Origin of the sequence: Trichodesmium erythraeum IMS101 (assembly GCF_000014265.1) — a bacterium.
Lineage (GTDB): Bacteria > Cyanobacteriota > Cyanobacteriia > Cyanobacteriales > Microcoleaceae > Trichodesmium > Trichodesmium erythraeum.
In genome coordinates, this window is record NC_008312.1 from 3,458,959 (window position 1) to 3,472,631 (window position 13,673).

The 13,673-nt window shown below is 33.0% G+C and carries 9 protein-coding genes and 1 other RNA gene; 3 read left to right on the forward strand and 7 right to left on the reverse strand.

Going from position 1 to position 13,673, the window contains the following annotated elements; translation table 11 throughout:
• Positions 1-247: 247 nt before the first annotated feature.
• The 4 genes from TERY_RS10540 to rnpB all read right to left on the reverse strand — a co-directional run bounded on the left by TERY_RS10540 (position 248) and on the right by rnpB (position 5,261).
• A complete protein-coding gene (locus tag TERY_RS10540; RefSeq protein WP_011611817.1) occupies positions 248-2,410 on the reverse strand; it encodes a tetratricopeptide repeat protein in 2,163 nt (720 codons plus the stop codon).
• A gap of 801 nt (positions 2,411-3,211) precedes the next feature.
• Complete coding sequence (gene psb34 / locus TERY_RS32880; protein WP_011611818.1) at positions 3,212-3,385, reverse strand: photosystem II assembly protein Psb34; 174 nt, start codon at positions 3,383-3,385, stop codon at positions 3,212-3,214.
• A gap of 85 nt (positions 3,386-3,470) precedes the next feature.
• On the reverse strand, positions 3,471-4,310 hold the full coding sequence (locus TERY_RS10545; RefSeq protein WP_011611819.1) for a thiazole synthase: 840 nt from the start codon (positions 4,308-4,310) through the stop codon (positions 3,471-3,473).
• A 531-nt stretch (positions 4,311-4,841) separates the two neighbouring features.
• An RNA gene (rnpB, locus tag TERY_RS26090) (RNase P RNA component class A) lies at positions 4,842-5,261 on the reverse strand.
• 197 nt (positions 5,262-5,458) lie between these two features.
• On the opposite strand from rnpB, the gene TERY_RS10550 reads away from it, so the two are divergent.
• Entirely contained in the window at positions 5,459-6,655 is a 1,197-nt protein-coding gene (locus TERY_RS10550; RefSeq protein WP_011611820.1) for a lipid-A-disaccharide synthase-related protein, read from the forward strand.
• A 265-nt stretch (positions 6,656-6,920) separates the two neighbouring features.
• Here the strand turns inward: TERY_RS10550 and TERY_RS10555 are convergent, their stop codons facing one another.
• A complete protein-coding gene (locus TERY_RS10555; protein ID WP_011611821.1) occupies positions 6,921-7,964 on the reverse strand; it encodes a leucine-rich repeat domain-containing protein in 1,044 nt (347 codons plus the stop codon).
• 1,311 nt (positions 7,965-9,275) lie between these two features.
• On the opposite strand from TERY_RS10555, the gene TERY_RS34970 reads away from it, so the two are divergent.
• The gene (locus tag TERY_RS34970; protein WP_196797271.1) at positions 9,276-9,434 is read left to right on the forward strand and encodes a hypothetical protein; all 159 of its coding nucleotides are present in this window, start codon (positions 9,276-9,278) and stop codon (positions 9,432-9,434) included.
• 475 nt (positions 9,435-9,909) lie between these two features.
• On the opposite strand, the gene TERY_RS10560 is transcribed toward TERY_RS34970, so the two are convergent.
• Positions 9,910-10,623 carry a M15 family metallopeptidase gene (locus TERY_RS10560; RefSeq protein WP_011611822.1) on the reverse strand — a complete coding sequence of 238 codons (714 nt, stop codon included), beginning with the start codon at positions 10,621-10,623 and terminating at the stop codon, positions 9,910-9,912.
• A gap of 533 nt (positions 10,624-11,156) precedes the next feature.
• On the opposite strand from TERY_RS10560, the gene TERY_RS25175 reads away from it, so the two are divergent.
• Positions 11,157-11,783, forward strand: a complete 627-nt coding sequence (locus tag TERY_RS25175; protein WP_011611823.1) for a DM13 domain-containing protein — start codon at positions 11,157-11,159, stop codon at positions 11,781-11,783.
• Between the two features lie 349 nt (positions 11,784-12,132).
• Here TERY_RS25175 and TERY_RS10570 read toward each other — a convergent pair whose 3' ends face one another.
• Positions 12,133-13,473 carry a WD40 repeat domain-containing protein gene (locus tag TERY_RS10570; RefSeq protein WP_052845777.1) on the reverse strand — a complete coding sequence of 447 codons (1,341 nt, stop codon included), beginning with the start codon at positions 13,471-13,473 and terminating at the stop codon, positions 12,133-12,135.
• Positions 13,474-13,673 lie beyond the last annotated feature (200 nt).

The window sequence follows — 13,673 nt, forward strand, 5'->3', positions numbered from 1 at the left end:
GGTATTTTGGTGACAAGTTGATTTAAATTTAACGAAAGATTTCTGTTTTCCTCTATATTTTGGGTATTAACTATTTACTTAGTATAGCAACTCAAATACTTTGATATATAAAATAATATACTTAGCTTATTTAATCATCATAAAAATAGTTGACTCACATTCAGTTTTATTCAGTCCTAGTTGAAAAAAATTATCCTATTTTATGGATGGAATTTTTAACAGGAATAAGAGTTTTATTATGGTAATTCTAGGGCGAGTGCGATGACAACATCACTAAAATTTTAGGTAATAAATTACTTGGGATTTTAGAAAGAGCTAAATTTTGCCCTTGTATTCCATACTTATTGTAGAAGGTACGAATAATTCTGAGAATATAATTTACACTAACTTGTTCTTCTTGCATTTTGTTAACATTAGTCTGGGGTTGATCACCATAACCTAGTAAGTGATGATCTAAAGCTGCTTCTAAATTACTGATTTGACTTTTTTTGTCTAATGTGGTATTGCTAATTGTTGCTATTTGATAGTAGGCAAGTCCAATATTATGATGAGTGGCCAATAGGTCGAAAGTAAGTTGAGAAGGAGAAAAATGTTGAGCGATACTTACAGCTTGAGAATAAGCAGCGATCGCTTCATGGAAAATTTGAGCGCGAATTTGATTTTCCTCAAATTGGTTAGCCAGATGCCAATAGGCAGTACCTAAGTTATTTTGTGTCGCAGCATAAGCAAGAGGAAAAGCTTCTCGAGTACGATACTTCAATGCGAGTAAATAGGCATCAATAGCTTTGAGAATTAGATTCTCTGATACTTCTGTCTGAAATTGAGCTAAGTTCCAATAAGCTATACCTAAATTATTTTGAATCATTGCATAGTTAATTGGTTCAATTTCTGGCGTAAAGTAATCTATAGCTTCCTCATAAGTAGAAATTGCTCCTTGTAAATGCTCAATATCTTGAGTATATTGAGCCAAGTTCCAATAAGCTGCTCCTAAATTATTGAGAGTAGAAGCATAATCTCTAGGAGCAGCTACTTTATCTAGATAAAAGATAGCTTCCTGATAAGCTCTCAGGGCTCTTTCCCAATTCTGTTGTGGTTGCTGATAAGTAGCTAAATCAGCGTAAGCTAAACCTAAGTTTTTTTGTAATCTAGCATAAGTGTATTTTTGAAACGAATTAATTTCCCCCATAGCCACTTGATAAAGAACGATACTTCGCTCCAAATAAACTAATAAATCAGACTTGCTAGACTTGATTTGACGAGATAACATCCAGTATAAAGTACCAAGGTCATTAAAAATGTCTTGAATAGGAATTTGGTATCTAGAAAACTGACTCACATTTTCTGTATCTTCAGATGTCAACTCAATAACCATCTCATAAGCACGAATGGCAATAATTAGACTTTGCTCTGAGACTTCCCCGGCTAAAATGAGATCGCGATAAAAATCCCCCAATGTTTGATAAGCTATAACTAACTCTGGAGATGGATATTGATTAGTTTTCAACTCCTGAATTTCTTTAAGGATTTGAAACTGTTGCTTTTTCAGGGATGTTTTTACCTCTTGAGACTTTCTCGAAATTTCTGCCCATACTAAACTTGCTAGTTCAACTAATTCTAATTCTGGCTGTGGAAGATTTTTTTTGTGTGGACTTAAGTTAATAGTTAACTCTGACAGTTTTTCTATAGCCGGGGAAAGAAAATAACCTTGAGAATTTTTTGATTCGTAAGATTTTTGTTCGAGTGCCATCAATGGCCTTGCTATGTTTATGGAAGGTTGGCTAGTTATTGATGGCAAGAAAGATTGAGGTTTTACCTTGTTTGAAAATAATGATTTTTTTTGTCTAGGAGTTACTGGGGTAGGTTCTCCCTCAAATTCAAATATACCTGTGTGCCAATTCCAAAATTCTGGTGCTGACTGTTTGATAGTATTTAGCCAAGGTTTAGTCACCCAAAGTAAGATACTAGATTCTAATTTGGATAAATTTTTTTCGATTTTTTTGAGATTGCTAATAAATGACCATTGAACTGCTGAAGGTTGTTTGGTTAAGTTCTCTACTCCAATAATTTGAAATCCCAAGATTTGATATTCTTCTATTTTTTTAAATTCAGGATTAAGTGCAAACCATTGATTAATCTGAGTTACTGGATTAGGATTACTTAGGTTTAAATTTAGAGTAACAAATAATATATTTTGATTGTTATTTATTTTGTTTTTTGATTGTTCTTCCCTGTCATCAATAGTATTTGTTAGGTCGGCTTCTAACTTTTCAACTAAGCTAATTTTTAGCTGTTGGTGATCACATACAGCTATAAAAATTTGGCGACGTAGATTTAAGGATAGAGCTTGTTTTAAGCGTTGATAGATTTGCCGATTCAATCTAGAAATTGTTGGGGCATGAATGTCTATCACAGTTTTCTTAAGGGGATAGGTAAATTTAAATAATGTTGACTTGATTTTATGATAAAAAGTTAAGTATTATCTTAATTTTAACTAAGTTATTTAGTTATAGTCAATTATTTTATACCATCTTCTACTCTAACTACCCAGAATCAGAAATTTCATAATAAATCAGAGTTTTTTTTACATTACCTAATCATACTTCTAGGACATTCGGTAGTTGATGAAGTACAGTAGCAGTAATTTCAAGAGGAGTTTAATAGTTATTGAAGTATCAAATTAATGTTTTATTTTGTTCGGCAAATCTACACCTCATAAATCAAATCAGATTACTTTTGTAAAATATAATAAACAATAAATATTAAATATAAATATCCCTTGCCTTTTTAATTGAAAAAATTTAAAATTACTATATTAAAGGTTGTTTTTTTCTATCGTAAAGTTGATTATTAGAGTATTCGCTATTAAACAAAAACTAGACCCCCGAAAATTCAAGAACCTAGTTCAGTTTCAGTTATAAACGATTCCTAAAAATAATAAAAGACTTTGATCAAGACTTTAGTTATTAATTAATAAGCAAACTTCAGCAATATTTTTAATCATTCTAGGAAAACATATCGCAGATAAAATTTACAACGTGGAATAGTCAAACTTTTGTATTATAGGCATCCTGCCCGCTAAATATTATATACATCGCGAACAACATCCCTGCTATATCTTAATTTCTAAGAACCTTAAGCATGATCCCTACTATCAATAGAAAAGTAGGGATTAGAGATACTTTTAATATTTTGTGTTATTTATAGAAAAAATCTAAGCTGATACAGAAAAAGCCACAAACACTAAACTAACTATTAAGAAAGTTCCTAAAGCTCCTAAGATTAGATAAAGCTTTTGTTGGTTTTGATCTGGAGCTTCTGCTTGATAAACTTTTGGCTCTTGAGCAAAATTATTTAAACGTCCACCTTCTTCTGTTGTATATGGCATAACCCAAAGTCCCTATTTCTTTATTATTTCTTAACTATTACTTAGCCTAACAGAAATTCGGAGAATATGAGAATATAAGAAATTATTATTCTGAAGTAGTTGTATTAATCTTTCCAGTTACAGGAGAAGAAGGAGTAGCATAACTTTTTTTCGGTATTCTGCCAGCTAGATAAGCTAAACGTCCTGATTCTGTGGCCATTCCCATAGCTTTTGCCATGATGGGCGGATTTTTGGCTAAAGCGATCGCTGAATTAATTAGTAAAGCATCAGCTCCCATTTCCATTGCTTGAGTTGCTTCACTGGGAGTTCCGATACCGGCATCTATTACCACAGGAACAGTAGAATTGTCAATAATTATGGAAATATTGGCTGCATTTTGTATTCCCTGGCCTGAGCCTATGGGTGAACCCAAAGGCATAACTGTAGAACAACCAGCCTCCTCAAGTCTTTTAGCTAGAAGTGGGTCAGCATTAATATAAGGTAATACAGCAAAACCTTCTTTAATTAACTGTTCTGCGGCTTGTAGAGTTCCGATAGGGTCTGGCAGTAAATATTTAGAGTCAGGAATAACTTCTAGTTTGACAAAATTATTATCTTCTTGGCCTAACAACTTTGCCATTTCTCTACCCAACCTGGCTACTCTTACTGCATCTTCAGCAGTTTGACAACCAGCAGTATTAGGCAACATCCAGACTTTTTGCCAGTCTATAGCTTCTGCTAACCCTTTATGGCCAGGAGCTTGAGTTTGTACTCGTCGTACTGCTACAGTGATAATTTCACATTTACTAGCCTCTATACTTTGCTGCATTGTCTCAATAGTCGGATACTTGCCTGTGCCTGTCATCAGACGAGAGGTAAACTTTTTACCGGCAATAATTAGAGGTTTTTCTAGAGTTTCTGTAGTTAATTTTTCAACTGTTTGCATTGTTTAATTTTGATGTTTATAACTATAGCAGTCCTAAATATTATGTCTAATAACTGAACTTCTTAAAAATATCTCCAACTCCTGTTCCTTCTGCTTCCTATATCTTGCTTTAAAGCAGCCCCAATTTTTTATTTTCGAGGTAGGACTGATGTAATAATTCATAGTAAATACTAGAACACTCACCGATTAAATGATTATGTGTATATCATAAATTTATTCCATCACCAACAAGTATCAACTACTTGGGAAATGCTCAAAAAAATATGATTTTAACTTATTTTTCAGCTTTCATTAATTAGATTAAATTAGATTATGATATTTTTCATTTTGAGCTTTATTGAAATTTTCTTAATGTTATAAAGCAAGTCATATTTTTGCAGGTGTTAAGAGATTAGGAATAACTAAAAAAGCATTTAGTATGAAAAATTTAAATTGACGTTTTATTTTTTCTCTTGATAGTGTTTAACCTGTTAAATATTCATATATTTTTTCATTATTTTGTAGTAATTAATTATTAAGCATCAAAAAATAAGGAAAAAGTAGGAAGTAAGCCGGGTTCTGTTCTCTCAACTCAAACAAGCTTTGAGGGCAGTTATCTATCTGGGATGCCTGTTACCAGACACCTCTTGCGGTACACCAAACATTACAAATAAATCTATAATGCAATGGAACCGGAAAAAGACCAACCATTGTTCCTTCGACCTTGCTCCCCGCCGGGGTTTACCGAGCCAGTATCTCACGACACTGCTGGTGCGCTCTTACCGCACCTTTGCACCCTTACCTGAAGTGACTAAACAATAATAATTAATCTACTTTGGCGGTATTTTTCTGTGGCACTATCCTCACGATCACTCGCACTGGGCGTTATCCAGCAGGCTTGGTCTTTTGGGAGCCCGGACTTTCCTCAGACCCTAAATAAGTATTGAGTCCGCAACTGCCTCTTCTACTTTTTCCTATTTAAATTATTGTATCACAGGAGTGAGGCAAATACCCTACATTTAATCTAGTTATTGAATGAGATATTTATAACTAAAGGATTAAATTCATCCCTAAAAAATCCAAATTACAAGGTGATGAAACTACCACTAATTTTTCGTAAAAACATGGATAATTAATCCTACTCCTAATCTTTCCTATTCTCTATTCGTATGAAAACAAAAAATATACTTTTTTTAAGTAATGGTCATGGAGAAGATGCCCATAATTGTCAAATTATTAAAGCTTTTACAAAAATTTCTCCAGATACAAATATATCAGCTTTACCTATTGTTGGTGTTGGTAATAGTTATGAAAATTTGAATATACCAATTATTGGTCCTCGAGTAAATATGCCATCAGGAGGATTTTTATATCTCAGTCCTTTATTATTATTTGAAGATTTGGGAAAAGGTTTAATTAGTTTAACTTGGCAGAAGTTACAAACTATTTGGACATTTGCGAAAAACTGTGATTTAATTATGGCTACTGGAGATATTGTAGTGGCAGCTATGGCTTATTCGACAAGGCTTCCTTATATGATATTTCTTTCGGCTGATTCTAGTTATTATGAAGGTCGGATTAATTTGGGTTTAATATTGCCAAAGTTACTTCATAATTCTCGATGTTTAAAGGTTTTTGCTAGGGATGCTTTGACGGCTAAAGATTTAAAAAGACAAGGAGTTACAAAAACAGAATTTGTTGGTACTCCAGTGATGGATAATTTAATTTCAACTGGAAAAAATTTACGGCTTAAAACGGAATTGTTTACTATTGCTATTTTGCCTGGTTCTCGGTTGCCGGAAGCTGGTAAAAATTTATGTTTGCTGTTGAAACTGGTTAGAGAAATTGTCAAAGTTATGGGAGTAAATGTTTGTCAGTTTCGAGCTGCAATTGTTCCTATTTTAATGTTTGAATTAGAGGCGATCGCTATTTCTGAAGGTTGGGAATGTCAAGGAAGTAAGCTAACATTTTTTACTCAGGAATATACAATAGAAGTAATTTGTTATGAGGATGCTTTTGCAGATATTTTACAACATTCAAGTTTGGTAATTGGTATGGCTGGAACTGCAATAGAACAAGCTGTGGGTTTAGGCAAACCTGTAATTACTATTCCTGGTGAAGGTCCTTCATTTACCTATCGTTTTGCGGAAGCTCAAACTAGACTTTTAGGTTCTTCTGTACAGGTTATTGGTAAAAGAATGGCTAATAGTTTTATTCTCCAAGAAGCAGCTAGAAAAGTTAAAGAAATTTTGGCAGATGAAGAGTATTTACAAAGTTGCATTAATAATGGTTTAGAAAGGATGGGGAAGCCTGGTGCTAGTGAAAAAATAGCTAATTATCTTGTTAAGTATCTGAGTTCAGACTAAGTTTATAGGGTGAATTACTAAGTTGATATTAAGATGGCTAGAGTATTTAATATTGATGGTTTTGGGAGGGGGATTTTCAGGTTTTGCTTTCTGATGATTCAGTTAAGTATTGTGGCTTTTTGATGTGGCTAATATCTAAAACTTATTCTGGACGAAAAATTCTGGGTGACAAAAAAATTAATAGGGAGAATAAAGGGCTTTGAATTATATTTTTTAATATTTTTAATGGCATAAGTAGATACACAAGATTAATTTAATAAGGTTGCTAGAAACGACAAATTGATTCTGGTTGTATAGGACAGGTTTTTTGAGTAAGTGGGTTATTTCGCAGATGTAGAGATTTTAATTTTGCTAGAGTTGATAAGGAGCTAATATCTGTTATTTTGTTGCGACTTAAGTCTAATAAGGTAAGGTCGTTTAAGGTTGATAAAGAATCTACTTTTGTAATTTGATTGAAAACTAGGAGAAGAGATTTGAGGTGATTTAAATTAGAGAGGTTTGAGATTTCTTTGATGTAGTTATCGCTGAGGCTAAGGTAAGTTAGGTTGGTAAGATTAGAAAGAGATGAAATATGGCTTATTTGATTTCGATATAGATATAGGTTTGTGAGGTTTGTTAGGCTCGAGAGTGGGGAAAGTTCCTTGATATTATTATCATTAAGATATAGGTGGGTTAAGTTGGTTAGATTTCTTAAAGGTTTGATGTTTTTGATGTGGTTTACTCCAAGATTTAGTCGAGTTAATTGAGTTAGGTTGGATAGGGAAGATATATCTTCTATTTGATTAAAAATTAGGTTGAGATGAGTTAGTTTGCCTAAGTTGGATAAGGAGGATAAATTTTTGATTTTATTATCGTTGATACTAAGGTGAGTTAGGTTGGTTAATTGAGATAGGTCAGCAATATTTATGATTCTATTATTATCTAAATATAAATGAGTTAGTTTTTGGAGTTTAGAGAGGGGGAAGAGTTCTGAAATTTCATTGTTATTCAGAGATAGTTGAGTGATATTTTTGAGGGTAGATATTGGGAGAATATTTCTAATCTGATTATTATTTAGGGAAAAATAGGAGAGTTGGGAAAGTTTTTCTTCTGCTTCAATACAATTTTGAGTTTTTACTTTTTGCAAAATAATTTTAATTGTGTATTGGGCACTGGGAGAAATATTGCTTTGATTTAAACACCATTCTCTAAAGGTGGAAAATTTTTCTGGGGAGATGGGGCTGGCATTTACAGAGTTTTGTTTTAAGAGTATTGTTGAGCAAATATAAATGCTAAAAAAGATGGTTTTTAGGTTTTTTAATGTTAACATTCGTACCTCACATACTTGACATTTGCTGTCGTGCTAAGGCTGAAAACAACAATGCTATTCTTGATTAAACTTCAATTTAAGTCAGGTTTTTACTAAATTGATAACACTTTCTTATTCAGTTTTTTAGTAGGTTTTGTTACATAATCAATCAAGATAGTTTGAGATAATATAATCATATTTTTATAATTTTGTTTGACAAATGAAAACTTTTAGTGTAGGTTAATAATATAGTTTAATTAGTTTTAAACAATCTTAGGGCATAAGTATTCAGCACTGTATTTAGTTAGCTCAAGCTCTCTTCCTAGTCGTGTTGGGATAAAAGATGTATGAAAGTAATAAGTTACTAAGTAATAAGTTACTAAGCTGAACTAATCATCTTTTTCCTGCCGGGCTTTAAATTCTTCTTCTTGGGTTATTAATGTTTCTTTTCCTTCTAGCTGATGGCTGACTCTGAAGGGCTGAATGCTTACCTTAAGACTAATAACAGGATTTGGTATGGTATACTTTCCCTTCACCCAGACTTACTAATATCCATAAATGACCAATTGAATTGTCTCTACAAATTAGTCGCTCCCTGGAACAATATTTATGTAATATTTTTTTTCAGTAAATCTTTATACAGAATATTTAATTTTTGTAAATATGTATTTACGAATACAGAAATAAGTGAAATAATAATATTGTCACTATTCAGGAGGGTTGAGTTCCATGGAATTTGAGAATTATCAGAGTAGATCTGTTTTAGACCGGGTTACCGCTAGCTTTTTTGTAGCCTTTACTATGTTCATAGTTAGTTACACTGCAACACGGGTTTATCTAAGCCACTCATCGGAAATAAATATTCAAACACGATCAGATGTCATACCCCATCCGGGTTCGTTGTGGAGCGACTTGGGTAAGGGACTTGGGCAGTAAATAACTTGAATATTGCAAAAAGTCTTTGAAATAGAATAGGCGATCGCTTTTTTTTGGTAATAGGAGCGATCGCCTATTCTATTTAAATATCAAACTAATAGAAAAGCTTAGGACTTAGGCACCACTAACTATATACCTAGAATTATGTGTAATTATATCTCTACTACTCAAACATACCAGTATATTTTTTTGTTCGTAAACTAACCCTATTTAAAATTTGTATTGCTCAAAAGAGTTTTACCTAAGACCTTGACTTTTAAAGCGGAATATCTTAACAAAGTTACTCCAGCAGAGCCGTCACAAAAATAACTAATGTAGACTGTGCTACAGAATAAATCTCAATAAATTGAGATAATTTCATAAAATATTAATAATTTAATTAATAAGGTAATAAGTATGAGCACCTTTAACTTAGTTAGTTTAGCATTTCCAGCTATCTTAGGAATAATAACGGGAATTGGTCATGGAATACTTGCCCATCATATAGACTTACCAATGTCCATAGCTGAACAATTTAAGTTGTCTGAAAAAATTAATAGCTCCTGGGAAAAATAAGTTTTGGGAAAATATTTAATATTGATCTATAAAAAATAGAAATGATAACTGAAATCTTAAGTGATAAAAGACTAGATTATAGTTAGTTCAATAGATAGATGGATATCTAGTCATATGCAATTTCATAGTTCTCAAAAGATATTTATTTTCAAGTATTTTATGGCCAGCTTTCCCGTAGCTTTTGTAATTTTTGTATGAAGTTATACATCAACACGGGCAACAAGGATTTATTAAAATAAGTTATCACAGGTAAACTTTCAGGTAGGATCGGATGTGAAACCCTATCCAGCTTCGTTGTGGATAGACTTGAGTAGTAAATAAATTGAATATTAAAAAAAGTCTTTGAGATAGTTGAGGCGATCGCTTTTTTTGGTGATAGGTAGCGATCGCCTAGATCATCATTCTATCTATACAAATTTTTTGAATATAAAACCAGTGGAAAAGACTAGGACTGACGCACCATTATAAAAAACTACTACTCTACTCTTCCATATCTGGCCACAACTTTACCTTGATCATTAGTTAACCAAGCCCACATTTGGTCGCCTAGGGAAAAATGCCACCATTCCTGTGGATGCTGTTGAAACCCCCCAAATATCATGACTTCTGCTAATAATTGTCGATGTTGATGATATTTTTGAGCTTCTTCATTCTGGAGCTCTAAAAAATGTTTGGGATAGGAGCGAGGGGATAATTCATCAATGGGAGAGCCCATATTAATGATTTTGCCATTGGCATCAACTAAGGTGACATCTACAGCAGCACCAGTGCTATGAGGTGGTGGTGTCCTAGGATCTGAATTGGGAGTTGCCCAAAACTGATAAACTAGCTCTAAAATTTCTTGGCGTTTTACTTCGGTTAAAGACGGACTATCTAATGTTAAACCATGAGCTTTTACTGTTTCTGTAAAAGTATAATCTACCATAAATTTTTGTATGATAATAGGGCGATAAGCATCAAATATTTGGATTTGCCAACTGGGATAATTTTGTTGTAATTTTGTTTGAGCTGTTATTAAGCTATCTAATACTTTTTGACGTAAAAAATAAGGTGATTTTGTTTGAGAAAGATGATAGGGAGCACCTAGTTTTTGATAGGGATGAGGTGATTCTATGGCAAATAATTCTAAGGGAATTGGAACTAAGGGCTCGTTACATTCTTGAATTTTAATTTTTTGGTAAGGTTTCATGTTAGTTATGAGTTATTAAGTATTATTTATGAGTTATTATTTGTTAGTTATTGATTCATAATTTACGGATATTTTAAATATATATAAATATATTTTGAATCAGACTAAAAATTCTATAATTTGTAACTATTATAGAGGCTTTTTATGTAAAAAAAAACTATGAAGATAAATCCTCAAAGTAACTGTATTTTTATATATAGTAGGAATAACAGTTATTGACTTTGACTGGTGTATATAATACTAGTTATCAACAAATTTTATGCTCTACTTAGGTAAAACTTCAGTTATTAAGTAATTAACAGAAATAGGATAACCTTTTTTACAAGATTAATGCTTTAAAATTTTGTTAATTGTTATCATTAAATGTTTTTATTTGGTTATTTCTATGGTTAGGCTTATAAGTGAGTTCCCTACTTCGTAAAAATGGAAGTTTATGATAAATTGTCATTTTATATGGGTTGGTAAATCCTATTAATTTCCTGTATACTTCTTTAAATATAATATGAAGGTTATATCTAAAAGGTAAAATATAAATGAAAAAAATAATGGTTTTTTCTTTGGCTATTGTCCGGAAAATATATAAAGATAAAAGTTACAAGTGGCGTCAAGTTTATATAATTTTCAACTGTTTGGTAGTTTTGATATTTTTTGGGGAAGGAATTACAGGAGGTCGAGATTTACTTAAGGTTTCTCTGAGTTGGCAACAGAAATATTTATATAATTGTGATTGGCAAAATCAAGTTTGCTTAGACTCAAAATCTCAATCAAAATCTCCTGAAGTTCTTGTTGCTTCTATCTCAAATTATCCGACTTTGGTACAGGCAAATCAGGTTTTGGCTTCGGGGAAATTTGTAACTGTTACTCGAGGAGAAAATACAAAAGGTAGGGCGGAAATTATTCGGGTGGGAGGTAAAACTCAAGTGCGGTTAGGAGAAAATTTTTCTACTATGGTTGGTCCGGCAGTAAAATTAGTTTTGCATAAACAAAGTCGTCCGGAAAGTTATACGGGAGAGAATTATGTACCCTTGGGAGATTTAAAAAGTTTTACGGGGGAGCAAGTTTATAATATTCCAGAGGGAATAAGTTGGCAAGATTTCCCTAATGTTGTGGTTTGGTGCGAAAGATTTGATGTGACTTTTGGCTCGGCAAAGCTTAATTAGGGTTTGTTGAAAAAGTCTTTTTTAAAAGTATTTTTTAGGAGTAGGATACTTACCCAAAAGAGGAAGTTTCTAGGGACTTTTTATGTAAAGTCCCTACAGTTAAAAGGAAGGTCGAATTAGGTCGGAGATAGTTGGGTATATTTGTTCTTTTATTTTTGGTAAATTACTGTATTAAATGCTTTGGCTTCTGAATAATACAGCATATTTTGGCTGTATGAGTACGGTATGTGCGGGCATCTTGTTCCCGTGGCTGTGCCTGATAATAACGGAAAGCCCTGTATAGTTCTCTCGATCATTATGGGATGGGGATGGGCAAATACCAGAAAGCTTCTACAATATAGGTTCTTATTTAGTTTTCCCAACCTCTCCAAGGACTCACCTCAAGTACTCCTGTTGGTGTCATTACTGTTTTGAATAGTGCAAAAGACTTTTGATGACTCCCATGAGCATCAGAACTATTGAGCAATTTTGGTAAAGGTGTTTGTTGAAAATAATCTCTTGCTGATCTATTTATGGGTTCTAAACTGAGGATGACACCATTATTATTAACTGTGGCCTGATAAACTAAGTTCTCAGACCATGTTGGAGTCTGTTGCCAGCTTTGATTAATTTGATGATATAATATTTGGTTTAACTCTTCTAATTTTTGTGTATCAATAATTTCTGAGATGAAGATTTTATCTGCTTCTTCCTTGACGACAGGTCGAAAAGTAGTATTCTGTAACTGTTGAGTATTTAAGTTAGATAAACACCACAATTTAATGTTCCTGTCAGTACTACCACTCACAAGGGTTTGACCATCTGGGGTAAATTTTAAAGACCAAACTGCTTGAGAATGGCCTGTAAATGTTTCTAGTAATTTTCCTGTCTCTACTTGCCACAGATGAATTTTGCTGTCATAACTACTACCAGCAACAATTTTGCTATCAGGACTAAAGTCGACGGATAAAACTGCTTGATCATGGTTTTCTAAAGTACTGTGAAGTTGGCCTTTTTCTATCTCCCATAGCTTAACTTTCTGGTCTTGGCTGCCACTAGCAAGAATTTTGCCGTCAGGACTAAAGGCGATCGCCCAAATTGTCTTGGTATGTGCTGCAAAGGAGTGGAGTTCTTTACCTGTATTTAATTCCCAAGTTTTGATGTTTCCTTTCTTACATCCACTAGCAAGTATCTCTCCATCAGGACTAAAAGCTAGAGCAATTATAGGGTATGGCTGTTTAATTTTCATCTTAAGGGAACCGGTTTTGAGGTTCCATATTTTAATGACACCATTATAACTACCACTCGCCAGGGTCTGACCATCCTTACTCATTGCTATGGCTTTCACATCGTCGGCATGACTTTTAAGGGTCTGGATAAATTTTCCATTTGTAATATTCCAAAGTTTAATGTCGTTATCCCAACTACCACTGATAATAAATTTTCCATCGGGACTGATAACAAGGGACTCAATGGCATCTGCATGGGCATTGATGGTATGAAATAGTTGACCGTTTGTTAAGTTCCAAACCTTAATTTTACCATCATGACTGCTACTTGTTAAGGTTTTTCCGTCAGCACTAATGGCAACTGCATAAATTGGTGTTTTATGTCCGGAAAGGGTGACGGAGGCTTGAGTTTTTGCTTTCAATTCGGTTAATATTGATAGCGATCGCCACAACCATAGTCCACTAATAGCTGTTACTATCATTATGGAATATTTCCAAAGCTTTGGTTGGTTTAGTATAAGTTTAAGTTCAGTCATTGTTATCTTTTGGAAAAGCTTGAAATTACTGTTTACTATTTATTGATTTCTTTAATGATATTGCTACAGCATTTGTATGATTTTTTTTTTTAGCAAGTAGCTTTTTGTTAACAAGAAGGGAAGTAATGTAGATAGTAAATATTTAG